This is a genomic window from Flavobacterium sp. AED, assembly GCF_000812945.1.
In the GTDB taxonomy this organism is placed as follows: Bacteria; Bacteroidota; Bacteroidia; order Flavobacteriales; family Flavobacteriaceae; genus Flavobacterium.
Window position 1 is genome coordinate 303807 of record NZ_JSYM01000002.1, and the last position, 25761, is coordinate 329567.

The 25761-nt window shown below is 36.0% G+C and carries 20 protein-coding genes; 1 reads left to right on the forward strand and 19 read right to left on the reverse strand.

Features of this window, described 5'->3' with window-relative positions; all coding sequences use genetic code 11:
- Positions 1–16 precede the first annotated feature (16 nt).
- Entirely contained in the window at positions 17–712 is a 696-nt protein-coding gene (locus OA85_RS10530; RefSeq protein WP_039109714.1) for an OmpA family protein, read from the forward strand.
- Between the two features lie 77 nt (positions 713–789).
- Here OA85_RS10530 and OA85_RS10535 read toward each other — a convergent pair whose 3' ends face one another.
- The 19 genes from OA85_RS10535 to OA85_RS10625 form a co-directional block, all read right to left on the reverse strand.
- The gene (locus tag OA85_RS10535) at positions 790–1644 is read right to left on the reverse strand and encodes a DMT family transporter (protein WP_039109715.1); all 855 of its coding nucleotides are present in this window, start codon (positions 1642–1644) and stop codon (positions 790–792) included.
- 141 nt (positions 1645–1785) lie between these two features.
- Positions 1786–3723 carry a glucosamine-6-phosphate deaminase gene (gene nagB, locus OA85_RS10540; protein ID WP_039109716.1) on the reverse strand — a complete coding sequence of 646 codons (1938 nt, stop codon included), beginning with the start codon at positions 3721–3723 and terminating at the stop codon, positions 1786–1788.
- 36 nt (positions 3724–3759) lie between these two features.
- A complete protein-coding gene (locus OA85_RS10545) occupies positions 3760–4677 on the reverse strand; it encodes a DMT family transporter (protein ID WP_197056074.1) in 918 nt (305 codons plus the stop codon).
- 10 nt (positions 4678–4687) lie between these two features.
- The gene (gene nagA / locus OA85_RS10550) at positions 4688–5809 is read right to left on the reverse strand and encodes an N-acetylglucosamine-6-phosphate deacetylase (protein WP_039109717.1); all 1122 of its coding nucleotides are present in this window, start codon (positions 5807–5809) and stop codon (positions 4688–4690) included.
- A complete protein-coding gene (locus OA85_RS10555) occupies positions 5806–7044 on the reverse strand; it encodes an AGE family epimerase/isomerase (RefSeq protein ID WP_039109718.1) in 1239 nt (412 codons plus the stop codon). Before OA85_RS10555 ends, nagA begins: the two co-directional genes overlap by 4 nt.
- Before the next feature lie 94 nt (positions 7045–7138).
- Positions 7139–9244, reverse strand: coding sequence for a GDSL-type esterase/lipase family protein (locus OA85_RS10560; RefSeq protein WP_231557098.1), 2106 nt, complete (start codon positions 9242–9244; stop codon positions 7139–7141).
- Positions 9245–9381: 137 nt separating this feature from the next.
- The gene (locus tag OA85_RS10565) at positions 9382–10626 is read right to left on the reverse strand and encodes an MFS transporter (protein ID WP_039109719.1); all 1245 of its coding nucleotides are present in this window, start codon (positions 10624–10626) and stop codon (positions 9382–9384) included.
- A gap of 88 nt (positions 10627–10714) precedes the next feature.
- On the reverse strand, positions 10715–11887 hold the full coding sequence (locus tag OA85_RS10570; protein ID WP_039109720.1) for a galactose oxidase: 1173 nt from the start codon (positions 11885–11887) through the stop codon (positions 10715–10717).
- Positions 11888–11917: 30 nt separating this feature from the next.
- Positions 11918–12838 carry a dihydrodipicolinate synthase family protein gene (locus OA85_RS10575; RefSeq protein ID WP_039109721.1) on the reverse strand — a complete coding sequence of 307 codons (921 nt, stop codon included), beginning with the start codon at positions 12836–12838 and terminating at the stop codon, positions 11918–11920.
- 106 nt (positions 12839–12944) lie between these two features.
- The gene (locus OA85_RS10580; protein ID WP_052257214.1) at positions 12945–14396 is read right to left on the reverse strand and encodes a RagB/SusD family nutrient uptake outer membrane protein; all 1452 of its coding nucleotides are present in this window, start codon (positions 14394–14396) and stop codon (positions 12945–12947) included.
- 18 nt (positions 14397–14414) lie between these two features.
- Positions 14415–17801 (reverse strand): TonB-dependent receptor, encoded by a 3387-nt coding sequence (locus OA85_RS10585; protein WP_197056075.1) that lies wholly within the window; start codon positions 17799–17801, stop codon positions 14415–14417.
- Between the two features lie 615 nt (positions 17802–18416).
- On the reverse strand, positions 18417–19649 hold the full coding sequence (locus OA85_RS10590; protein WP_039109723.1) for an ROK family transcriptional regulator: 1233 nt from the start codon (positions 19647–19649) through the stop codon (positions 18417–18419).
- 506 nt (positions 19650–20155) lie between these two features.
- Positions 20156–20572, reverse strand: coding sequence for a cupin domain-containing protein (locus tag OA85_RS10595; protein WP_039109724.1), 417 nt, complete (start codon positions 20570–20572; stop codon positions 20156–20158).
- Between the two features lie 5 nt (positions 20573–20577).
- On the reverse strand, positions 20578–21645 hold the full coding sequence (locus tag OA85_RS10600; RefSeq protein WP_039109725.1) for an NAD(P)-dependent alcohol dehydrogenase: 1068 nt from the start codon (positions 21643–21645) through the stop codon (positions 20578–20580).
- 114 nt (positions 21646–21759) lie between these two features.
- Positions 21760–22659, reverse strand: coding sequence for an AraC family transcriptional regulator (locus OA85_RS10605; RefSeq protein ID WP_039109726.1), 900 nt, complete (start codon positions 22657–22659; stop codon positions 21760–21762).
- Positions 22660–22687: 28 nt separating this feature from the next.
- Positions 22688–23668, reverse strand: coding sequence for an aldo/keto reductase (locus OA85_RS10610; protein ID WP_039109727.1), 981 nt, complete (start codon positions 23666–23668; stop codon positions 22688–22690).
- A gap of 18 nt (positions 23669–23686) precedes the next feature.
- Entirely contained in the window at positions 23687–24067 is a 381-nt protein-coding gene (locus OA85_RS10615) for a nuclear transport factor 2 family protein (protein ID WP_039109728.1), read from the reverse strand.
- Between the two features lie 74 nt (positions 24068–24141).
- Positions 24142–24576 carry a nuclear transport factor 2 family protein gene (locus tag OA85_RS10620; protein ID WP_039109729.1) on the reverse strand — a complete coding sequence of 145 codons (435 nt, stop codon included), beginning with the start codon at positions 24574–24576 and terminating at the stop codon, positions 24142–24144.
- A gap of 113 nt (positions 24577–24689) precedes the next feature.
- On the reverse strand, positions 24690–25667 hold the full coding sequence (locus tag OA85_RS10625; RefSeq protein WP_039109939.1) for an aldo/keto reductase: 978 nt from the start codon (positions 25665–25667) through the stop codon (positions 24690–24692).
- Positions 25668–25761 lie beyond the last annotated feature (94 nt).

The window sequence follows — 25761 nt, forward strand, 5'->3', positions numbered from 1 at the left end:
AAAAAACATACGTATTATGAAAAAAATAGCCATTCTAAGTTTAAGTGTCTTGTTTGTTGTAAGCAGCCTTTTTACAAGTTGCGATGCGGTTAAAAATGCTAATAATACTCAAAAAGGTACTGGAATTGGTGTTGCAGCAGGAGCATTAATCGGTGGGATTCTAGGTAATAATTTAGGAAAAGGTGGTAATGCTGCTTTGGGAGCGGCTATTGGTGCTGCAGTTGGTGGAGGAACAGGCGCTCTTATTGGAAATAAAATGGATAAGCAAGCCAGAGAAATTGATCAAGCTTTGCCAGGTGCCGATGTAGAAAGAGTAGGTGAAGGAATTCACTTGACTTTGAAAGAGGATGCTGTTCGCTTTGATACTAATAAAACGACTTTAACCATTCAAGCTAAAGCTAATTTAGATAAATTGATTCCTGTATTTAATAGTTATGCGGATACAAATATTGAGATTTTTGGTTATACTGATAATACAGGTAAACCAGAATATAATTTGACACTTTCTCAAAAAAGAGCAGTATCAGTTAAGGATTATTTGGTTTTAAAAGGGTTAAAAACAAGTAGATTCAAAACGTCTGGTTTTGGAATTGCGGATCCAATTGCTACTAATGATACACCGGAAGGCAGAAGTCAAAACCGCCGTGTAGAATTTGCAATTACCGCAAATGATAAAATGGTTCAGGATTCTAAAAAAGAAACGGGCAATTAAAACGATACTGATTTTAAAAATTAAAAAAGCCTGTAAATCTTAGAATTTACAGGCTTTTTGTTTAAGTGAAGTCCGTATTAATTTTCTTGTCTTCTGGAAGTAATTGTTGATCCAGCAGAAGCTATTACCACAAAAAGTACTGCTAAAACTTCATTAAAAGTAAGGTATTCTTGTAAAAATATAAGCCCACAAATTGATGCAGCAGCAGGTTCTAAACTCATTAAAATACTGAATGTACGGGCAGGAAGCTGACCGAGTGCTTTCATTTCCAGTGTAAAAGGAATCGCACTTGACAAAAGAGCGAGTGCTATACCTAAGGAGAAAAGTTTTGGAGTAAGGCTGTTTAACCCATTTCCTAGAATTCCAAAGGGTACAATTAGTATTGCAGCAAAGAGCATTCCTGTTGCTACAGCCTCTCCGCCTTTCATTATTTTAGAAATTTTTCCTCCTAATACGATATAAGCGGCCCATAGTGCACCCGCTAAAAGCGCAAATACTACCCCTAAGAGGTCTATACCATTACTTGACCATGGAGCGATCAAAACAATTCCTGCGGCTGCCAGCAAGACCCAGAAAAAATCAATCATCCGTTTTGAACCCAAAACGGCTACCAATAACGGACCTATGAATTCTAGTGTAACAGCAAGTCCAATTGGAATTCTTTCTATTGCAAGGTAAAAAACCAAATTCATCGCACCCAAAGACAAACCGTAAGGAATTACTAATTTCCATTGGTTGGCAGTAATTTTTTTTAGGTTTGGCCTGTAAACAGCCAGTAATAGCAATGCTGAAATACCAATTCTCAAAGAAGCAGTTCCAGCAGCACCTATAACAGGAAAAAGACCTTTAGCAATAGCCGCTCCTGATTGCACACTTATTATTGCGAAGAGTACTGCAGGTATAGGAGGAATGTTAATTAATTTATTTTTCATGTAAAGATTCAAATATAGGGAGTAAAACTACAAAATTTATAATTTAAATAGATGTAGAGTAAAAATAGAAAAAACTCAGTTTAGAACCCATTTATCATGGTTCTCAAACTGAGTTTTGTTATTTGAATTTACGGTTGTTTTTTAATAATCAAAACGTTTAAAAGCTTCAATAGCCTCATATTCAGCAAGACCTAAATCGTCGTAAATCTTTGCGGTATTTTTGTTGCGATCTTCGGCTCTAACCCAAAATTCTCTAGAGTCGTTTCCTTGAAACATTACCCTGTCTTTTTGGGATTGATGATACAAAATAGCATGTCTTTTTAGCAAAACTTCATCAGGACTTAAGGGAACGGCCATGTCTATTTCATGGATATCCCATTCATGCCAAGCACCTCTGTACAACCATAACCAACAATCACTCATGTAAGGTTTTGATTTGAGTTGTTTCATGGCGGAAAATATGGCATTCAAGCAAACTTCATGAGTACCGTGTGGATCTGCCAAATCACCAGCAGCAAAAACCTGATGCGGTTTTATTTTTGCAATAATCGCTGCAACTATGGCAACATCTTCAGGACCCAATGGGTTTTTCTTCACTCGGCCGGTTTCATAAAAAGGAAGGTCTAAAAAGTGTGTGTTTTCATCTTTTAACCCAATGTATCTTGTTGCGGCATACGATTCACGACGTCTGATTAAGCCTTTTAATTTTCGAACTTCAAGAGAATCAATTTGATTTTCGGTTTTGTTATTAATGAAATTGATTACCGCAGGAAAATCAATATTACAATCGGTTTCTCCAATAAAATCATTGCAAACTTCAGCAAATTTCAATGCTTCATCATCTGTAACAGCAATATTTCCAGAAGTTTGATACACTACATGAACATCATGACCTTGTTTTATCAATTTAGAAAAAGTTCCTCCCATAGAAATCACGTCATCATCCGGATGCGGACTAAAAAGAATGATTCTTTTTTTGGCAGGATTGGCTCTTTCGGGTCTGTGGGAATCATCCGTATTGGGTTTTCCTCCCGGCCATCCTGTTATGGTATGCTGCAATACATTGAACATATTAATATTCAAATCATACGCAGAACCTTCTTGCGCCAAAAGATCCGACATTCCGTTATTGTTGTAATCCCTATCGGTCAGTTTTAATATCGATTGTTTTGTTTCTTGGCAGAGCCAAACAATGGCTTTGTTTTTTAATTCTGTTGTCCAAATGCATTCTCCTACCAACCACGGTGTTTCAAATCGAGTTAATTCGGAAGCTGCCGATTGGTCTAAAACGAAAGTGGTATTGGTATGATTTTGCAAAAATGTAGCAGGAACCTCAGAGCTTATTTCTCCTTGAATGGTTCTCTTTATGATGGACGCTTTATTTTGGCCCCAAGCCATTAATACAATTCTTTTGGATCTCAAAATAGTAGAAACTCCCATGGTAATGGCTCTTTTTGGAACGTTATCAATACCATTAAAATCTGACGATGCATCTATTCTAGTGATATGATCCAAAGTAATGATTCGGGTTCCTGAATTGATGTGGGATCCCGGTTCATTGAAACCTACGTGTCCCGTACGACCAATTCCCAATAATTGGAAATCAAGTCCTCCGGCATCTTTTATTTTTATTTCATAATCAACGCAATATTGATTCAGTTCATCAATCGCTACCGTTCCGTCAGGAACATTTACATTTTCCGGTTTAATATCGATATGATTAAAAAGATGCTGATGCATGAAATAATGATAGCTTTGGTTGTTTTCTTTCGTCATTGGATAGTATTCATCCAAATTGAAAGTCACTACATTACTAAAGCTTAGTCCTTCTTCTTTATGCATTCGCACTAATTCTTCATAAACCTTTATAGGAGAAGAGCCAGTAGCTAAACCAAGTACGCAAGATTTGTTTACGGCTTGCTTGGATCTAATTAATGCTGCTATTTCTTGTGCAACAATTTTTGAAGCTTCAACCGAATTTTTAAAAATGGCATTGTGAATTTTTTCAAATCTCGTTTCTTCAAATTTACCGGCACTTTTATAGCTGATGTCAGGTTTAATTTCTAAAACACTTTTCATTTTATTTTCTATTTGAGTTAATTACTTACGTTTTTATTATTTATTTTTTAAAGACATACTGATATATAATCCGCTTATTACAAAGGCAACACCCAAAAAAGTATATAAACTAATAGGTTCATTCATCATGAAATGAGCAATTATAAAACCAAATATTGGACATAAAAAAAGCCAATAGGAAGCTTTGATTGGATTGTTTTTCAACAGGTATAACCAAAATTGAACTGCTCCTATAGATACCGGAATTGCTAACCAAGAAACGGAAGCCCAAAATTTAGCATCAAAAATATTTTGATCGGGTTGGTAGGTTGCCGCTAAAACAGGCAACAAAAAAATACCGCCAATAATAGTCTGCCAGCCATTAATAGTTAAAATATGCAATCCTTTCCAATTGGCACGGGAATAGTAAATGGTTCCTAACGAATAAGCAATCATGCTTGCCAATAAAATAAGTATTCCGTTAAGAGTTGCAAAACTGTTTTGCAAAAGGGGATAGGCTGCTAAAATTACGCCGACAAAACAAAGTATCAAACTAAGAATATTTTGGAACCTGATTTTGTGGGATAACCAAACTGCTGACATCAATGCAATAAAAACTGGATTGGTGGCTACAGCCAAACTTCCCAAACCCGCCGATACTTGTTGCATGGCGATTACGTACAAACCAAGGTAAAATGAAATATTCAATACTCCATAAATACTAATCTGTACCCATTCTTTTTTTGAAGGCATTCGATTACGCATCACTAGGTGCGTTACAAACAACATGATTGTCCCGGCAATTAGAAATCTAAAAATAGAAATCACAAAGGGTTGCGCAGAATCCAGCCCTATTTTAGTGGCAGTTGATGCTGATGCCCATAAAAAAGCAAACACTATTCCAATAAAAATGAGTTTCCATTCTTTGGATTTAGTTGTACCTGAAATTGCTATAGTTTTAGTTGCAGTATTCAAAATATAGTGTTTAAATCGGATTATAGTTTCTGGTTTCTATTCTTGACAGATTATCATTGAAAGTGACAAAACTTGCCGGGAATCCCGGTTTTATTTTACCCAATTGATGTTCCATGTTAATAGCGGCTGCTACTCGGCAAGTCGCCATTTTAATCGCTTCATCAGCTGATACGTTCAAATGATTGAATGCATTCTGAACGGCTTCTTTCATCGAAATACTGGCCCCGGCTAGATTACCTTCATCATTTCTGTAAAAGCCATTATCGAGATGGGCATCAAAATTTTCCCATTTAAAACTGGAAACTTTACGTCCTAAAAAAGCAGCATCACTGATTAAAAAGAATTTGTCTTTCTTTAGTTTATATGCTAATCTAGCAGCGGCATAATCACAATGCGCACCATCTAAAATAACAGGTGCATAAACAGATTCATTTTCGAATGTTGCACCAACTAAACCGGGTTCCCGATGCCCAAATTGAGTCATCGCATTAAACAAATGGGTAACCAATTTAATCCCTTTAGAAAAGTAATATTGCGCTTCTTTGTAGGTCATGGTAGAATGCCCCGCCGAAATGACGATGTCGCTTTCTAATAGCATATCCAATTGCTCGTCTGTAAAACATTCCGGAGCAATTGTGATTACTTTTATCACATCTTTACCGTGACGGATAATTTCTTCTAATTCGGAATTGGTAGGTTTACGAACCTGATTAATACTATGTGCACCACGTTTTAAAGGATTCAAAAAAGGACCTTCCAGATGCATTCCTAGTACTCCGTTATTGTATTTAGCTTTATAACTGCGAATGGCTTCAATTCCTTCAAGAATGGTTTCTTTGGAAGACGATATCAGGCATGGAAGTACATGAGTGGTACCATATTTCAAACTGGTTTCATAAATATCTTGAATGGTTTCTTCTGTTGGAGTTTGGCTAAAATAAAGTTGCTCTCCACCATTTATTTGGATGTCTATGAAACCAGCAGAAATGTGTTCTCCTTTCAAATCAATTAGGGGAATAGTATTGGGAATTTCTTTTTGAACAGAAATAATTATTCCATTTTCTATTATAATGACATCATTATTTATTTCATCGCCAGTATGTACAATTCCGTTAACAATGGCTTGTTTCATTTTTTATAATTTAAATGTGTTACATCTAGTTTACTACTGGCAACATTCTTATTGTCTTTTAAATACTCATTAAGTAGTTGCAAACAATACCATTCCTGTCTTGGCAAATGAAACGGTCCTTTAAACATATTTCCTTTTGCCGTTTGGGCAATAGTTCCGTCTTTATGTAAATAGCCAAACCATTCTCCATTTGCTGCATCATGGAATTTGCTGTACGCATAATCATGTACCATTTTGTGCCAAGTTGCATATTTTTCATCGCCTGTCATGGTGTAGGCCAGTAGCGTTGCAATAATCACTTCGTTATGAGGCCACCAAAACTTCATATCCTGCCAGTATTCCTGAACAGGTTTGTCATATACATCACGGTAATATAGAATACCTCCATGTTCTTTATCCCATCCGCGTTCCCACATATAATCGAGCATTTTGCAGCCCAATTCAATTAAATGAGGATCATTGTTGCGATATTTAGCTTCATGCAAGATGAACCAAGCTCCTTCAATAGCGTGACCGGGATTCAACGTGCGCCCATCAATGTGGTCTATAATAGAACCATCTGGCGCTACTTGTTCCATCACACATTTAATATCATCTTTTACAAAATCGGTTTCAATTTCAGTAATCCAAGTATCAATCCATTCATCACAACGTGGGTCGCCTATATTTTCCCGTAATTGTTGGGCCGTGTTTATCATAATCATAGGAGTGCCAATTCCTTTTGACGGTCGAGTAGCAGTGAATTTAGGTTCTAATAAATTAGATGTAGTTGAATATTCGATGCATTTTCCAAATAAAAAACGTGCTTTTTCGGCAGCAGCCTCATCACCGCTTGCTTTTGCGTAAGCTGACATCGCAATAACCGCAAAGGTTTCCGAAAAATAATAACGGCGTTTGCGTATGGGTTGTCCGTCGCGTGTTACGTGAAAAAACATTCGTCCATCGGTATCAAAGCAGTGGTTGTTTAAAAAATCGATGCCTGTTTTAGAACCTTCTAACCATTCTTGTTTTGGTTCGACTGTATTGTAAAGCGTAGCCAATAACCAAGCGGCGCGCCCTTGTATCCATACTGCTTTGTCATCATCAATCAAACTTCCATCTTGATCACGCATTAATAAATAACCTCCAAACTCGGTATCGATTGAACGTGGAAACCAAAAGGGCACAGTATCATTTAATAATTGATTCTGATAAAAATCTTTTAAGCTGAGAAGATCTGTTTTTGAATAGCTCATTTTTTAATATATGTTTTGTAACTAGTATTTTTTATGTGTACTAGATGTTATTTTTTTGTCTCGTTTAGTCAGTAAATAAAGGATTTGACTTTTTTTAGTTTTCAGTAGCAGGATTTAATTCTAGTTTGAAAGTGGAACATGGAAGTCCTGCTTCATTCACTAAATTGGCTGTAGTAAACGGTTTCCATGCATATAAAACGGTTTTTATTTTTTCTCTTTTTGGGACCGTAATTAATACTTGATTTTTCACGATAGTTGCATTGCTTTGAATGTGGATTCCCTTGTCATTTACCAATTCAAAACCAATTAATTCTTTTTTGTCCGAAGTAGTTAATTGTTTTGCAAATGCAAATGAAACTAGAATGTTGTCGCCTTTTTTTATGGCTTTCAAAGCGTAAGGACCATTCGCAATTACAGCTTTTCCATAGGTATACCGCAAGGCCAAAAGCGCCAAACGATCAGCCACTTCTTTTTTCTTAATGGGATGTACATTGAGAGCATCTCCATAATCCATACTAATAGCCATCCCGCTGTTAGGTATTTTATTTTGCAATCTATTTTGCATATCTCTGAATGCTGGCCAAGATGGTCGATCAATACTTGATAATTGTACATAATAGAAGGGTAGGCTAGCCCCCCAGGCGTTGCGCCAACTTTCTACTAATGTAGGCATGAGATGTTCATACAATTCAACATTATGTGCATTGCTTTCGCCTTGGTACCAAATCACACCTTTTATCGGGAATTTTGTAAAGGCTTCAACTCCAGCTTCAAAATTGTAACAAGGATCATATGGATGACGTTGTTTTACATTTGTAGCATTTTTCAAATTTACATTGGCACGTTCTCTGACCCATGGCATGATGAAATCTGATTTACGCCAGTTGGTTAATACATCAACTACTTTATCGTCGTGTTCCAAGGTGTATCTGTCAATCCAGGATTCTATCGGTGATCCGCCAACGGCAACTTGAATTAAACCCACAGGTACATTTTCTTCGTGGGCGATGTTTTTACCAAAGTAATAGGCAATGGCAGAGAAATCTTTGGCACTTATCGAATCACATACTGACCAACTTCCGGAAAAGAATTGCAGCTGATTGGTTTTAACTAATGTTATAGAATCCCAAGCCGTTTCATCAGTATCACGGATTGCTTTGGCATTGAATAACCGAATAGTAGTATTTGCGATTGCTTTTTTTACTTCTGCCGAACCATTTTCTGAGTTTTGAAGTTGAAATGCCATATTTGACTGTCCGGAACAAAACCAAACATCTCCAACCAGAATGTTCTTTAAAACAATTTTTGTATCCTTAGATTGAATAGTCATTTCATAAGGTCCACCTTGTGTCATAGCGGGAAAAGTAATTTTCCATTTTCCATATTCGTCGGCAATGACGTTCTTTTTTTGTTGTTTAAAAGTCACTTCTATTGTATCACCTCCATTAGCGGTTCCATAAACCGGAACGGGTTTATTGCGTTGCAAAACCATATTGTCAGTGAAAACAGCAGCTAATTTTAATCCACCAAAATCTTGAGTGATGTTTTCATAAACGGTTTTGGCCAGAATAGTCGCTCCTTCTTTCGTTGGATGTAAAGCATCAGGAAAAAGATCGGGACGATGGTATAACTTTCCATGTAAATCAATTAAACCCACTTGATTTGCTTTTGCAATGTTGGGTATATGAGATTGAATTTGCCAAAACCAATCTCTGGTTCCCGATTTAAAACGGGGATGCTCATTAAATATGGGTGTCAATCGACAGATGTAAATTTTTACAGCCGGATTTTGTTTTTTTAAGGTGTCTATTAACCAACTGTAATCTGCATCAAATTCCGTATTATAATTCGGCCAATTTCTAGGATCTGTATCATTTAAACCCAAATGAATAATGGCTATATCAGGTCTGTATACAATGGCATCGGCACATTCCTTTGTATTAAAATAGGGTGTGCTTCCTTTTTTCAAAAGTGTTGCTCCGCTATGCCCGAAATTCTTTACCTCATATTGTCCACCCATCAAGATTTGAAGCTGCGAAGGATAGGATTCATTTGCAGCATCAGATAAGAGATAACCCGCTGTAACGGAATCTCCAATACAAGCCACTTTGAGAGTTGATTTTTGCGCAACTGATTCAAAATGAAAGGCTATTGAAATGAAAAAGACTACTAAAAATAGATTCTTTTTTATCGTATTCATGTTTTTATTTTTTCAGAAATTATTACAAATAGGCGTAAATTATCCCCAAGGCGGAACACAAGGCTCCGCCTTAAAAGATAAAAAACAAACCCAACTTAAAACAATTATTTGAACTTAGTAAACGATACTAATGGATTTTAAGCATCGACAAAATCATTCACTTTTGGACGCAGAAAACTGATTTGGACTACTAATGCAATTATAACAACCCCTGCCATCAAAGCGAATCCAGAGCCTAAAGTTCCGCTATCCGAGGATTTGCCTAAAAGGGAAGTTACTAATGCACCACAACCAACTCCAGTCATATTGAGGACACCATAGGCCGTCGCCCGGTGTTTTGAAGAAACAAATTGACATATAATTGGCATGTTATTGGCATCAAACATTCCGTAACCGATACCGAAACAAAGCGCGGCACCTACAACATTGAATAATGAATGTCCAAAACCGATTAACAACAAAGCAGGAATTGTTAAACTCAGACCAATCGCACTGGTGTAAACCCTGCCTTTTATATTTTTTTGTACCCATTTATCAGATAGAATACCACCAAAAATTACGCCCAATAAGGATGAAAATGAAATGGCAATGGTTGCTAGCGGACCTGCTTCTTCCATAGGGATTCCTAAGTTTTCTGAAAATAGGGTAGGCAACCAGTTTTTTGTAGCCCAGCCCGGTAAGCTGATTATGGCAAAATAAAATAAGATAACCCAAAAAGAGATGTTCGTGAATAACAAAGCCATGCCTTTGAAGAGCGAACTTTTTTCTTTTATTGGCATCAAATCAGAATCAATAGTTTTTACTTCAACAACTTTTTTCTCTCTTAAAAAGAAAACCAAAACGAAAGCATAAAAAACACCAACTATTCCAAAATAATGAAAAGTAGTATGCCAAGAGTAGGCAGCGGCAATAGTAGCTCCAAAACCTCCTAATGCTGAACCCACATAAAGCCCCGTCATATGAATACCAATCGCAAGTGATCTTGTTTTTTGCTGATGGTAATCGGCTATTAGTGATAAACCGGCAGGAATATATAAAGCTTCACTTACTCCCATCAGGGCTCTTAACCAATACACCTGATTGTAAGTTGTTGCATATCCCATAGCATACGTTACTGCTGACCAAACAAATAAGCTCCCTACAATAAGCCATTTCCTGTTTAGTTTGTCTGCTATAATTCCGGATATAGGACTCATTAAAGCATAAATCCAAAGAAAAATAGCCATCAAACGTCCAAAGTTCTCACCGGATACTAATTCAGGAATATCTGTTTCCATTGAAGGACGCATCGTTGCCAGCATTTGTCTGTCCATATAGTTTAGCAAGGCTACAAGCCATAACAAGCCTACTACTACCCAAGGATAATACTTTGTATTTTTCATATTTTGATATGCTTTAAAATTTCATTTGTGATTTTATCTTCATTTTTCGACATGAAAAAATGGGGGTTAAAACCTATTTTGAGTGTAATTACTTTATAGTTCCTAACATGACATCAGGGCTACGAATACCTGGTTTTATTTCCCCATTAGACAAAACAATTTTATCATTCCACATCGTAGCAGTAGTCGTCACATGAGCAAGAAAGGGCAGTTCGCCAATGGTAGACCAGGAGTTGGTACCGGTATCGTATAATAAGATTCCTTTATAAAAACCGTCATGATTAGTGTTTAATAGATTCTTCTCAGCAGCTAGTTTAGCCTTTTCCTCAGGAGAATTGGTTTGTGCAATTTGGGATAAATACGTTTCTATTTTATGAAAAACGATACCATTATCACCACCAACGATTAAAATGGAATGATTTCCCACAGCCACACCTGCACCCGCTGAAAAGTTAGTTGTGTTTTCTCCATCGGAAATGGTAGCACGACTTTCCCAGATTTGTTTTTTTATATTAAAAGCAAAAGTAGTATTGTGCAAATCACTTATTCCTGAAGGAGTTTTGGTTCTCCCACCAATCACATAAATACTGGTTTCATCCTTGTCTTTCTGAACCACCACCACCGAATTAGCCAAAGCGATGGGTAATTTTGGTAATGTTTTCCACTCCGGATTAGAACTGTTTAAATCAAGACTTAAAAATAAATCAGAAGATTTAGTAGTTTCATCACCGCCAATGGCATAAACTACATTTTTAATATGTGTTAGTGCTATATTGGTAATATGTACTGGAAAAACAGGTAGGGAAGTGGCTTCAACCTCAGTTGCAGCAGCATTCCATTTTAGAATAAAAGCTTTATTTGAAAGTCCATTTTCATTTTCACCACCCACATATACCACTCCTAAATCAGTTGAAGTAGCACCACAATAGGCGATAGGTTCCGGTAATGTGCTTTGTACTTTTTTATTCCAGCTATAGGTATCGTTACACTTCTGCAATACATGAATTTCTTTTGAATAGTGTTTTTTTCCACCTTCCCAAGGCATTTTATCTTGGAAATTGGCACCTCCAGTAACTATTAAAACATCGTTACTAATACCATTAATAGCACCCGCAAAACCTAATGATATACTTCCATCTGTATTTTGTAGTTGCGCTGCCATTTTCCATTCGACATGGTTTACAGCTTTTTTTTGAGAAAGGGCGTCAGTTGTCGGCATAATAAGTAAGGAAAGAATTAGAGGAAAAATATATTTATTCATAGTGCTTGTTTTAAAATAAAACGAACGAAACTATTTTGATTTGAAATCTTCAAAATTTAGACTTGCTACATCTTTTTTAAATAATTCAAATTGGTCAGCACTCATGTTTTTGACCGGCAATCTAAATTCACCTAAATCCAATCCTACGACTTTCATGTAGGCTTTACCTACTGAAATTCCGCCGTATTTACCCAATAAACGAATCATGTTGATTGATTTTTGCTGTAAAGCACGCGCTGTAACTAAATCATTGGCATTAAAAGCCGCAATCAAATCGTAATACAATGGAGCAGCATAATTGAAAGTACTTCCTACAGCGCCTTTGGCACCTAATACTAATGCGGATAACATATTCTCGTCACGTCCCCAAAGCATATCGAATTTCCCATTTTCATAACTCATACAACTTTGGAAATCCATGAAATCTTCATGCGTATATTTCACTCCTGCAAAATTAGGAAGCTTTCCGTCTAAGGCTTGTACTAAATCAAACATTGGTAAGTTAACGCCTGTCAATACAGGGATGTGGTAATAATAGAAAGGCATGTTAGGAACATTTTTACCAACATCGATACAGGATTGAGCCAACATATCAACATTAGCAGGCTTGAAATAAAATGGAGCAGTCATAGAAACAGCATACAATCCTATTTCATAAGCATGTTTTGCTAAGTCAATGCAATCGGTGAGGCAAGTTCCTCCTAAGAATACCATTACTTTAAAATCAGCATCGTGATTGGAACAATCTGCCCAAGCTTGAGCAACCGCTTTTTTCTCTTCTAATGTTATAGAAACACCTTCTCCGGTTGAGCCGTTAATAAAAGCACCAGTTATTCCGTTTTGTTTTAGAAAAGTATAGTAAGCCGGAATTAGACTAACATCTAATTTTCCATTGCTGTTAAAGGGTGTAAATGGAGCTGAGATAAGCCCTTGTAAATGTTCAATTTTCATGAGGTATTTTTTTAAATTGTCTTTTATTTATGTTGTTTAAATAGACCGGGAACTTAAATATTCCCGGCTTATTATTTAAACTATACTTCTTAAATCCAGTTTTTTACTATGGATTCTGAGTGATTTTAGGATTAAAGTTAATGGTATTTTGAGATATTGGAAACAATATCTTTTTACCGGCCATAGAAGGCACAAGATTCGTTTTGTTGAAACGAACTAAATCCCACCATGCTTTCCCTTCAAAAGCTAATTCTTTCAAACGTTCATTCAAAATAACATCGTCATTAGCTGCTTGAGAACCATTTGTAAATGAGGAAGAAGCATCAGCTCTTTGCATTACCAGATTCATTTCTGAAGATGGATCTTGACCTAAAGCATTTTTAATTTCGGCTTTCATTAACAAGATGTCAGCCCAACGGTAAATAATGATATCGCTTACAAATCTTCTGGTAGCACCATCGACTGTCCCATTGTATTTTACTAAACCTGTTACTACCGGAGTCGATCCATTGTATAAAGTTAGATAAGTAGCTGTTTTTCTGGTATCAGTACTGCTAAAGTTGAAATGTGTAATATCTGGTTGTACTCTTGAAATACCTGCATTTCCTGTACCAACTCCCAAGGTTCCAAAAGTTGCTGTTGCTGTCGCTGCTGTTAGCGGTGCAAAATCACTTGGTCCAACAAACATAAAAGAATTCCAATTATCAGATAAAGCGGAAGGCACATCTGCTAAAGAATAACGAACTGCAAAAAGCACTTCAGTATTTCCTTTATTGGTGTAACCAAATACGTCTTTGAAATTTGGTAATAAAGATGGTGCTGTAGGAATAGCGTTAATTGCAGTCAAAGCTGTGTTTAAATCAGTACTTCCACCACCTAATTGTTTTGCTGTCCACAAATTCACATCAGCTTTTAAAGCATAAGTTGATGACAAGGATAATTGCGTTTTATTGTTTGTTGCATCTGGATAATTAGCTATAGCTGATTCAATATCAGACTTAATGAATGCAAAAGTTTCTTCAATCGTATTACGCGGAATAATATATTCGGATTGATTGGTGTTTTCTGTTGGTGTTGTTACTATTGGCACACCACCCCAAGAACGAGCCATGATAAAATAAGCCAAAGCACGCATCGAATACGCTTGCGCAATATATCTCTTTTGCTCATTTACAGTTGTTGGACTAAATTGAATAGTCGGAACATATTTTAAAACCAAATTCGCTTGATGAATTACGGTATACAAACCAGCCCAATCCACATCAATATTCTGTGCAGTCAGGTTGTTATTATAATAATTAGCCAAGCTTAGCGGAGATTGAACTCCATTTGTAATTTCTGCACTTCTTGCTCCTCCCAATAAATAGTAATTTTGTTGGGTTTGGGTTCTAAAATTGAAGTACATACCATTTACACCTGCTTTTGCATCGTCTTCTGTTTTCCAAAAACTGGCAGAAGTAATTACGCTTTCAGATTTAAGGTTTAAGTCATCCTGACACGAGTTCAATAATGAAAAACCGGTAAAAAGTATAGAATATAAAAGAATTTTCTTTTTCATGATATTTAGTATTAAAATTTACAAACCAATGTTTAAACCAAGGATAAAGTTTTTTGGAACAGGATAAGTACCTGTAGATCCAGCTGAATTTAACCCTAAACTGGAACCACCATCAATCCCTTGAACTTCGGGGCTTAAACCACTGTATTTAGTGAAATAGTATAAGTTACTTCCTGTTACATAGACACGTACTGATGCCAATCTAGCTTTCTCAACTATCGATTTTGGAACGGTATAACTAAATGTAACTTCTCTTATACATAAGTAATCTCCACTTTCGTAGTAGCGACTATTTCCTTGGAACATATTGGTATTATAAGCTGCACCACTTGCTTCAGAACGGAATAAGTTATTTTGGTTCGTTTGATCTGCCCAACGGTAACGTGGTACATCCGTAATGTCACCTTCTTTTTGCCAAGACTGTAAACTTTCGGCTAACAATCCGTAATTTCCTTGAAATTGACCTACAAAACGCGCTCTGGCTTCATTGTAAATAGTAGCTCCTAAAGAGTAATCTGTTCTTACGGTTAATGAGAATCCTTTATAGTCCGCATTAAAATTGAAACCTCCCACAAATTTTGGGAACATATTACCCATAAAAGTTCTGTCTTTGCTATCAATAATGCCGTTTGCATCTGTATCTTCAAATACTGCATCTCCAGCAAATTTCTTACCAGTTGGATTACCACCGGCTGCAGCTGTTTTAGTTACATAAGTATCATGTGTAGTTGCGTTATAAGCATCTGCTTGTGCTTGTGTAGAAAGGATATATAATTGTTTGTGAGCATAAAAATCACCAATTTTTTGACCTTCCTGTAAACCACCTACATATTTGTAAGAACCGCTTGCTTTATCCCAAATTTCAGTTCCACCAATTCTATTGTTTGCATTTCCATTGAAAGGAAGTTTCTCAATTACGTTAGTATTGTGTGAAACATTAGCACCTACACTAATTTTCCAATCATTTTGATTGTACACATTAGCATTCAATTCTAATTCAAAACCTTTGCTTCTTAATCCTCCTAAGTTTGTCAGAACAGTAGAGAAACCACTATTAGAAGGAAGCGTTAAATTCGTTAATAAATCAGAAGTTAATTTGTTATAAAAGTCTCCAATTACTCTAATTTTATCATGATTAAAACCTAAATCAAAACCTCCATTTATAGTTTGTGATTGTTCCCATTTCAAACCTGGGTTTGCAATTTGTGAATTTACAATTGCAGATTGACCGTTGTAGCTATTAGCAAATCCGTTTGTTGTACCTGAATATAATCCACCGGATTGAAAATCCCCCAAAGTACCTAAATTACCGTTTACTCCATAACTTCCACGTAGTTTGAAAGAAGAAACAACTTCTGGCATTACTTTCCAAAACTTCTCTTCATGTGCATTCCAACCTACAGATAATCCTGGAAAAAAACCATATTTATTATCCGGACCTAAACTGGAAGAGCCATCATAACGGAAAGAAGCTGTTGCAAAATACCTGCTTTTGTAATCGTAATTCACACGACCAAAAACACTGTTCAACACTAATCTTGTATTGTTGCTGTATACAGAAACCGGTATTGGTGATGAATCCAGCGTTTGAGCAAGATCAGAAGGACTTCCTTTCCCTGAAGCATTAAATGCTTTTATGGTTCTGTCGAATTTAGACGCTCCCAATTTTGCTTGAAAATCACCTACATTATCCAAAGATTTAGCATAAGTAAAAACCCCTTCGTATTGTAATTGAGCGATTTGATTGCTTAATCTGGTAGCAGTACGCGTATTATCAACTAAACCATTGCTACCACTTAAAAATGCCTGTTGAAAAGTATTATCATTTTCACTTTCGTTATAAAGTGATAATGAAGGTGTAAAAGTTAAGTCTTTAGTAAGTTTTAAATCACCATCAACACCCATCTGCAATTTATTGTTCTCATTAATTCCTTTCACTTTACCCATTTGGTATAATGGATTTCCGTTGATGTTATTTTGGCCTGGAGCCAAAGTACCATCTTCTAAATATAATTTTGTAGTAGGGGAGTTTCCTAAATATCTGTTGAAAACAACACTATTGGCTACTACTTGATTGTTACTTGATTTTGAGTATAATACTCTACCATTTATAGTAAAGTTATCCGCTAATTTCAAAGAAGCATTTAATTTACTTGTAAAACGTTGGTATCCAGTAAATATAGTAACACCATCTCCTTTTAGATAACCTAAGCTTAAATCAAAAGTACCGGCATCACCACCACCGCTAAAACCTAAAGTATGATTTTGTGTGATTGCATTTTGAAATAAAATGTCATTCCAATTCGTGCTTTTATACATAATAGTATTGTTAGCATTTAGAGGATCTGCCATTTCTTGCCAACCTTTAGCTTGTAAACCTTGAATAGTGGGTGCGTCCAAATTTGATTTCAATAAGGTAGCAAAAGGCGTGTTATTCAATAAATTATTTCCAGTACCGGCAGGAGTAGCTCCTGTTAATTGTCCTAATCTTGCAATACCGGTTGTTGTTGAAAGTCCGGCGATTTCGGCAGCATTATACAAACCTAAACGTTGCAGTCTAATGTAGTCTCCTCCGTCTAAGAAATCATATTTCTTGCCTACTCGGCTATTTTGAGTAGATACATTATAAGTGATTTTAGTTTTACCTGCTTTACCGGTTGATGTTGTAATAATAATTACACCATTAGAAGCACGGGCTCCATAGATTGATGTTGCTGCAGCATCTTTTAATACTTGTAATGAAGCAATGTCAGCAGAGTTAATATCATCAATTTGAGTACGAATAACTCCGTCAACAATATACATAGGAGTTGCACCTGCCGGATTATCAATTGATGTACCTCCACGCACTAAAATATTAGATGCTTTACCAGGTTGTCCTGATGCGGTACGTACCACTAAACCAGTTACGTTTCCTTGTAATGCTTGAGTTACGTTTGAGTAAGGAACATTTTCTAACACTTTTTTGTCTAATTTAGAAACTGAAGTACTTAAGGTTCTTCTATTTTGCGAACCATAACCTACTACAATAACTTCATTCATTTGTTGTCCCACCTCTTTTAAAACTATAGTAAGTGGTGCATTTCCAATCGTTACTTCTTGCTCTTGAAGACCTATGTAAGAAACAACTAATGTTGTAATATTGTCTGGTACTTCAAATGTAAAATTTCCGTCAAAATCGGTCTGTGTTGAAATAGTAGTGCCTTTGGCAATAATATTTACTCCAGGTAAAGATTCTCCTTTTTCATTGGTTACCTTTCCTGTAATTTTCTTTTGGATTAGGCCTAATTTGATCGTTTCTTTTGCAACGGGAATATTTTTTTCTAAAAAAATAACCGTCGGTGTCGATACTGAAGCTGATGCTTGTACGGTAAAAGCTACTAGAAATAAGGATGTTAATTTCATAGCTTTCCCGAAGTTAGGGGTCAGCCAATAATTTTTCGGCTTGCTTTTTGGTAATAAATACATACTTTTGTAATGGTTAGGTTAATAATAATTCTTCCTTCTTGGTTTATTTATTTGTTTTCCAACCACAGTTCTTTTATAAAGAACCAGCCAGCAATGTTTCCAGCATGTGCTGGCTTTTTTTATGGATAACAAATGAATATTTTATAAAAAAGGGCATTCCCAATTTTGTTGTTTTTATATGTTAGCAATCTTAAAATCTTTCTTTGTATTTTAAGAATATGAACTTTTTCTTTATTTTTTAGGAGGCAATCTTTACCATTAGAAAAAATCATTTCAATGGAAAACTTCACAGTCAAAATATGTGTAGCGATTAGTAATCTTAAAAGATTGAATCTCCTTTTTGTAATAGTAATTTTGTGCGGAGTTTTGTTTCGAACTAAAGCTTTTTCTTGATTCCTTGTAAAAGAGAAAGTAGAAAATTAGTGTAAAAAAACAATTTTAAAATAGAATTATTTCCGCGTTATTTATTATCACGGTGTAAATATATAAATAAATTTAATAAATACAATGTAGTTATTAAATTATTTTAATAATTAAAATTTAGAAGTAATTTTAGTTATTTATTAATGGGGATAACATCTTTTCTTTTATAACGCAACAAGCCCCAATAACACCAGCGCGACGACCTAAAGTCGATTTTTTAAGTTTCATATCCCGGTTCACTAAACCTAAAGAGTATTTTTTTAATGCGGATTGAATAGGTAATAGGGTGTAATCCCCTAGTTGAGCAAAATCCCCACCAATTACCAGTAAATCAGGATTAAAGATATTGAGTAGAATAGACAAATAGCGTCCCATTTTCTCGCTCTGTTTTGTCACTAAATCGACACACAAACTATCTTCTAATTTAAAAGCTCCAGAAATAATAGCATGGTGTTGCAAAGCAGGAGAACTCTCATCAAGAACTACTTTTGATTGTTTTCCCTCTTTTAGGGCTGCCTTGAATTGGTTTACTAAGGACCAACCTGAAATTTCAGTCTCCAGACATCCAAGTTTACCACACTGACACATAATTCCGTTATCAAAGATGGTACTATGACCAAATTCCCCTGAGTAACCGGATTTTCCATAATACAGTTTACCGTCAGTAATCATTCCTATGGCTACACCCCAACTGTAATTAAGAAATATTATATTCTGTTCGTCATCAACAACACCTTCACAATATTCACCAAATGTCATTGCTCTGGTATCATTTTCCAAATGAACCGGCATGTCCAATTGTTCTGAAATAATTTCTGTTAAAGGTCTGTTTTCGCTAAAGAAATAATTATAGCTAAATCCTTCCATCGAATTAATACGACCTGAAAAGTTGATGCAAACACCCACAATCATCTTTTTTTCGACAGAGCTGTCTTCTATAAATGAATTGATCAGATTACAAAATTTCAAAAGTGACTCTTGTGTGTTTTCTAAAATAAAGGAAGTTCCTAATTCAATACTGACAAATTCGTTTTTAATGTTTTGTAAGCCTATAGACATATTGGCTATACTCACTTCGACCCCTAAAAAGTAAGCACAAGTTGGATTGATACTATAGAGTGAAGGTCGTCTTCCGCCACTATTGGTGATTTTCCCCAGATCTACCACATAGCCTTCTGGCAATAATTCGTTAACGGCTTTAGTTACCGTTGGAACACTAGATTGTAGCTCAGAACTTAATTCTGCTATTGTAGCATTACCGGCAGACAATAATCGTTTTACGATAGCTTGTCTTAGCATATGCCACTTTTGTCCAGAAAGGCTTTTGTCTTTACTACTGTCTAATAAATCTTTTAAACTCATTATTGTTATTTTTTAAAAAAATTCAATGGGATTCATTTACAAACTTACTATAATTTTTTTTACACAATGATTTAAATCTTATCTCAGTATTAAATAGGTAATCATTTTACAATAATTAGTATCTCATAAGTTGGGTTTAATTTGGATTTTCCTAAAAACCTGAGTTCGATTATTATTTTATCCCGTAGGGATTTTATATTGGTAGTAAAATCAATGTGTTGTAGTCATTTGTCCCGGAGGGACTAAACGGATTTAGAGAAAAATGTATAGTCCCTAACGGGACAAAATCAATAAACTTTATTTTTTCTACCAATATAAAATCCCTACGGGATAATAGGTATTAAAAATCAAGCAGTTAATAATCGAACTCAGGTTAAAGGTAAAAATGGGATTAGTAAAAACTAAAAACCCTGTAAATAATACGATTTACAGGGTTTTATTTTCAATTGAAAAGAATTATGTAGTCACTGGGACAGCAATCGAATACCTTTCCTTAAAAGTCATCCTTACTGTTTGTAACTATTGTATTCTTCATCGGTTACTCTTTCCAACCAGTCTACAGCTCCTTTTGGAGTAACAGCGGTAATAGCGATATGAGTTAATGCACTATCAGTTGCAGCACCATGCCAATGTTTAACATCGGCTGGTATTTTAATAACATCACCTCTTTGAATCAATTGTATCGGTTTGCCTTTTTCCTGATAATAACCAGTTCCATCGGTTACTATGAGAATTTGACCTCCCGGATGAGTGTGCCAATTGTTTCTGGCTCCCGCATCAAAAGTTACGTTACCAATTACGCTATTAAACTCATTTTCATTTACTAATAATTTAACCCAGGCATTTCCCGTAAAATAATCAGGATTTGCTTTATCACCTTGAGCGAAAATTGGTTTTTGTTCGTTATCATCTGTTGTGTTCATATTTTTTAGCTTTTAAGCGACGCCATATCAATTACAAAACGGTACCGAACATCACTTTTTAGCATTCTTTCATACGCTTCATTAATATCCTGCATTTTAATTATTTCAATTTCGGATACAATATTGTGCTCCCCACAAAAATCTAACATTTCCTGTGTTTCGGCAATTCCACCAATTAAAGAGCCTGCAACTGATTTCCTTCCCATTATCATCGGTACCGTATTTAAAATAGGTTCCAAACCACCCAAATAACCTACCAAAACTAAAGTTCCGTTAGTATTTAAAGTTCCTACATAAGGATTTACATCATGAACATATGGAACAGTGTCAATAATTAAATCAAATTTTCCGTTTACAGCACTCATTTGAGTTTCGTCAGTTGAGATAATTACGGCATCTGCACCCAATTCCAAAGCGTCTTTTTCTTTATCAAGTGATCTGGAGAAAAGGGTAACTTCAGCACCCAAACCTTTAGCTAGTTTTATGGCCATGTGTCCCAATCCGCCTAAACCAATAACGGCAACTTTACTCCCTTTCCCAACTTTCCAGTGGCGAAGTGGTGACCAAGTGGTAATTCCTGCACATAGCAAAGGTGCTGTAGCAGCCAAATCAAGATTAGCAGGTACTTTTAAAACGAAGTGTTCATCTACCACAATTTTTTCCGAATAACCTCCAAGAGTCATTCCACCCAAATGCTTGTCAGGGCTGCCGTAGGTCCCAATCCACCCGGTTGTACAATATTGTTCCAAGTCTTTTTTGCAGTTATCGCAGGTGTGGCAAGAATCTACCAAACAGCCTACTGCAGCAAAATCTCCCACTTTCAGTTTGGTAACGTCACTTCCTACTTGGGTTACTTTCCCCACAATTTCGTGGCCAGGAACAGCAGGATAAGTCGTAAATCCCCAATCATTTCTGGCAGTGTGTAAGTCAGAGTGACAAACACCGCAATACAAAATTTCGATTTCAATATCTTTTGCCGTAATGTTTCTGCGTTGGATATCCATTTGTTTTAAAGGAACATCAGCTGCTACTGTACCGTAAGCTTTTACATTTGTTGTTGTATTTGTATTCATTTTATAGCTGTTTTAATTAAAATATGTTTAATTTTTTGTTTGACTCGATTATGGAATAAATGTATTAAATAATTGGTTATTAATGTGTTAATTGTGAAATTTAGTTGCTAAAAATCAAACATTTCTAAATTTTATGGGGCTTGCTTGAACGTGTTTTTTAAAAAAATTATTGAAGTGGGTTACTTCATTGAAACCTAAGGCAAAAGCAACTTCGGTTACTGTCCATGAAGTTTGTTTCAAAAGAATTTTGGCTTCCTGCAATAGACGTTCGGCAATAATTCGCGAAGTAGTTTTGTCGGTAGTTTCTTTTATGGCACGGTTCAAATGATTAACGTGTACATTCAGTTTTTCTGCAAAATCAGAAGCCGAACGCAGGTTTACACTTTGATGGGTTTCATCGATAGGAAATTGTCGTTCCAAGAGTTCCAAAAACAATGTCAAAATCCTTTGCGAAGCATTAAAGGACTGTTTATTGAGTGGTGAAGCAGGCTGCATTTTCATTGCAAAATGAATGATTTCGCTTATAACCGTACGAAGTACATCATACTTATGAATATAATCAGAATCGATTTCATCAAACATACGAAGATATACTTCGTTCAATAGTTTTACCTGTTCATCGTTGAGTTCAAAAACATGATTGCCATCGGGCTGAAAAATGGAATACTGGTTCAGATTGCCGTATTGATGAAAAAATGCCTGATCGAACACACAAAAGAAACCACTACGAATGCCTTCAGTATGTTCCCAACGGTAAGGAATTTGCGGATTGGAAAATACCAAAGCCTGTTTTTTTAGTTCAATTGCTTTATCGGCATACTCAATTTTACTTTCACCAATGAGCAACGTTATTTTAAAATAGTCTCTGCGTTTATAAGGTACGGGCTTTGCCTGTTTGCCTAGATAGTTTTCTAACTTAAATACATTGAAATGCCCTATTTCATTGCTGATATTTTCGGGCAACCAATCGTATTTTCGCTTATAAAAATCGGCTATGGTTTCTACGTCGTTCATCTTTTTAATAGTGCTAATTTCAAACAAATTATTTGCCTACTCTTTTTTGCAAGTGTTCCGGATAGCGCGCTCCTTCTATTTGTATTTGGCTAGCTGCTGCTTCTATTTTTTGTAAATCAGAAGAGGTAAGCACTACATTTGCCGCTCCGATATTTTCTGTCAATCGGTGTAGTTTTGTAGTACCAGGAATTGGAACAATCCATGGCTTTTGTGCTAACAACCAAGCCAATGCTATTTGGGCAGGTGTTGCATTTTTTTGTGTCGCTATAGTGTTTAGTAAATCAACCATTATCTGATTGGCTTTACGGGCATCTGGAGAAAAACGAGGTACGATATTTCTAAAATCAGTACTGTCGAATGTAGTGTTTTCGTCGATTTTTCCAGTCAAGAAACCTTTTCCTAACGGACTAAACGGAACAAAACCAATACCTAATTCTTCAAGAGTCGGAATGATTTCTAGTTCCGGTTCTCTCCACCATAAAGAGTATTCACTTTGCAGTGCCGCAACTGGCTGAACGGCATGTGCTTTACGAATAGTCGCTGCACCCGCTTCCGAAAGTCCCCAATGCTTAATTTTACCTTCTTTGATTAAATCTTGTATGGTGCCTGCAACCTCTTCGATAGGTACATTTGTATCAACACGGTGTTGGTAAAACAAGTCGATTACATCAGTTTTTAAGTATTGTAATGATTTTTCAGCTACGGCTCTAATTCGTTCTGGTCTACTGTCTTGACCTTTACTGGAATCACCTTCTCTAAATCCGAATTTAGTCGCTATAACTACTTCTTTACGAAAGGGAGCTAAGGCTTCTCCCAGCAATTTTTCGTTATCAGCACCATAGGCTTCTGCGGTATCAAAAAAAGTAACCCCTTGCTCATACGCTGCTCTAATTAATTGTATTGCTTCTTCTTTATTAGTTGCCGGACCATATCCAAAACTGAGTCCCATACAACCTAATCCAAGTGCGGAAACTTCTAATCCGTCATTTCCTAGTTTTCTTTTTTGCATGATTTCTTTTATTTTAAATTAAAAATTCCCTGATGTAGTGTGGAGATTAACTAATTTCCACTTTTCGTTTTTCTTGGTGTACACTTCGGTATAAACCAGTTTATATAAGCTGCCACCATTGACCGTGAAGTAGGCTTTTCCCACCAAAACTGCAGTATCTCCATACACTTTGACAGCGGCTTCTTTTTGTTCAATTTTGTTATAAACAAAACTTCCTGATTTCAATTGTTTGATCCATTCGGCTTTGGTCGTGATATGTCCTGTGATGTGAATGAAAACCAAGTCATCATCAAACAAATCTTTGACTAAGTCTATTCTTCCTTCTGTTTTCCAACGAAATTTGTCCAGAGATAAATAGAGGATTTCAGTTTCAACTTTAGATTGTGCCAATGCGTTCATTTATGTAAAAATTGAGATTAGAATAAATAATTTGATGAGGAGTTTCATATTTCTCCAAGGGTATATAGGATGAATTAATTAGGTAGTACGCTAGCGTGCATTGCCATTATTTTCCATGATTTTTTAGGATTAGGTCTTGTAAACACTTCCATGTAGGAAAGATGTAGGGTGACAACTTTTCCAGAAATGGTAACTGTAAAACTCACTTTCCCTACAACTGTGGCTGTATTGTTTATAACTGTTGCAGTATTTTCTTCTACATCAATACGGTTATGTATAAAATCTCCGCTTTTTAAGGTGTTTATGTATTGTTCTTTAGTTTTAAACTCACCATTACTGCTAACAACCATAAATTTATCATCAAACAGGTTTTCAAGAGAATCTATTTTATTTTCAACTTCCCATTTAAATATTTGGTTAGACAATTTGAGAATCTCGGCTTCTGTCTGGGATTGTGCAAATACATTACTTGCGAGCAAAAAAAAGGCAATCGTTAGTATATTTTTCATAATAATTTGAATGTCTGGTTAATTTTTATTTAGGTTTAATTCTCGGAGTTTTGTTATTTAATGTGAAATTCTAAAAAGGCTTATCCTGATTTTTAGGGAAGCCTTTTTACTTTTTAATCTTCCGACATAGAAAGCAGACCTTCGCTAAGTCTTGCACCCTGCACATTGATTTTTGACATTTCAGTATCAATTTCCAGAAGATCTTCTTTGGTTAATTCAACGTTTACAGATTTTAAGTTGTCCTCGATGTATTCCACTTTGTCCATTCCTGGAATGGGAACAATCCAAGGTTTTTGTGCCAGTAACCAAGCCAAAGCAATCTGAACAGGTGTCGCATCTTTTTTGCTCGCTATATTTCGCAACAATTCAACAACAGGCATATTGGCTTTTATGGCTTCTGATGTAAAGCGTGGAAAACTGGCACGTAAGTCGGTGGCACTGTCAAATTTGGTTTCGGTTGTTATATTGCCTGCAAGAAATCCTGTTCCAAGTGGCCCCCAAGGCACGATGCCAATACCAAGTTCTTCGCAGACTGGCAATACTAATGTTTCCGGTTCTCTCGTCCAGATAGAATACTGATTTTGAACAGCCGCTACTGGATGTATAGCGTGTGCACGACGAATGGTCTCAGCACCCACTTCCGAAAGTCCGTAATGTCTGATTTTGCCCTCCTGTATTAAATCTTTTAGCGTACCTGCAACATCTTCAATAGGCACGTTAGGATCAACACGGTGTTGGTAAAATAAATCAATATAATCTGTTTTCAGTCTTTTCAAAGATTCATCAGCTACTTTGCGGATATGTTCCGGGCGGCTATTGATTCCTGTGTCTGAAATCATCCCAAATTTAGTAGCGATGATTACTTGTTTTCTAATGGGTTCCAAAGCTTGTCCAACCAAAAGTTCATTACTCAGTGGACCATAGGCTTCGGCAGTGTCAAAAAAGGTGATGCCTTTTTCAAACGCTGTACGGATGATACGAATACCATCATTGATGTCAACTGCTTTACCAGTACCGAAACTTAGATTCATACAGCCCATTCCTAAAGCAGAGACTTCTAAACCACTGTTTCCAAGTTTTCTTTTTTGCATTTCCATATTCTTAATAATTAAATTAATAAATTACATTACAAAGGTAGAATAGGGTTAGGGCATAGAATAACGAAAAAGAAACGATAAATTACGA

Excerpts from the sequence above, each read along its gene's own strand:
- OA85_RS10530 (WP_039109714.1), top strand. The coding sequence starts at position 17 with ATGAAAAAAATAGCCATTCTAAGTTTAAGTGTCTTGTTTGTTGTAAGC.
- OA85_RS10535 (WP_039109715.1), bottom strand. The coding sequence starts at position 1,644 with ATGAAAAATAAATTAATTAACATTCCTCCTATACCTGCAGTACTCTTC.
- nagB (WP_039109716.1), bottom strand. The coding sequence starts at position 3,723 with ATGAAAAGTGTTTTAGAAATTAAACCTGACATCAGCTATAAAAGTGCC.
- nagA (WP_039109717.1), bottom strand. The coding sequence starts at position 5,809 with ATGAAACAAGCCATTGTTAACGGAATTGTACATACTGGCGATGAAATA.
- OA85_RS10555 (WP_039109718.1), bottom strand. The coding sequence starts at position 7,044 with ATGAGCTATTCAAAAACAGATCTTCTCAGCTTAAAAGATTTTTATCAG.
- OA85_RS10560 (WP_231557098.1), bottom strand. The coding sequence starts at position 9,244 with ATGAATACGATAAAAAAGAATCTATTTTTAGTAGTCTTTTTCATTTCA.
- OA85_RS10565 (WP_039109719.1), bottom strand. The coding sequence starts at position 10,626 with ATGAAAAATACAAAGTATTATCCTTGGGTAGTAGTAGGCTTGTTATGG.
- OA85_RS10570 (WP_039109720.1), bottom strand. The coding sequence starts at position 11,887 with ATGAATAAATATATTTTTCCTCTAATTCTTTCCTTACTTATTATGCCG.
- OA85_RS10575 (WP_039109721.1), bottom strand. The coding sequence starts at position 12,838 with ATGAAAATTGAACATTTACAAGGGCTTATCTCAGCTCCATTTACACCC.
- OA85_RS10580 (WP_052257214.1), bottom strand. The coding sequence starts at position 14,396 with ATGAAAAAGAAAATTCTTTTATATTCTATACTTTTTACCGGTTTTTCA.
- OA85_RS10585 (WP_197056075.1), bottom strand. The coding sequence starts at position 17,801 with ATGAAATTAACATCCTTATTTCTAGTAGCTTTTACCGTACAAGCATCA.
- OA85_RS10590 (WP_039109723.1), bottom strand. The coding sequence starts at position 19,649 with ATGAGTTTAAAAGATTTATTAGACAGTAGTAAAGACAAAAGCCTTTCT.
- OA85_RS10595 (WP_039109724.1), bottom strand. The coding sequence starts at position 20,572 with ATGAACACAACAGATGATAACGAACAAAAACCAATTTTCGCTCAAGGT.
- OA85_RS10600 (WP_039109725.1), bottom strand. The coding sequence starts at position 21,645 with ATGAATACAAATACAACAACAAATGTAAAAGCTTACGGTACAGTAGCA.
- OA85_RS10605 (WP_039109726.1), bottom strand. The coding sequence starts at position 22,659 with ATGAACGACGTAGAAACCATAGCCGATTTTTATAAGCGAAAATACGAT.
- OA85_RS10610 (WP_039109727.1), bottom strand. The coding sequence starts at position 23,668 with ATGCAAAAAAGAAAACTAGGAAATGACGGATTAGAAGTTTCCGCACTT.
- OA85_RS10615 (WP_039109728.1), bottom strand. The coding sequence starts at position 24,067 with ATGAACGCATTGGCACAATCTAAAGTTGAAACTGAAATCCTCTATTTA.
- OA85_RS10620 (WP_039109729.1), bottom strand. The coding sequence starts at position 24,576 with ATGAAAAATATACTAACGATTGCCTTTTTTTTGCTCGCAAGTAATGTA.
- OA85_RS10625 (WP_039109939.1), bottom strand. The coding sequence starts at position 25,667 with ATGCAAAAAAGAAAACTTGGAAACAGTGGTTTAGAAGTCTCTGCTTTA.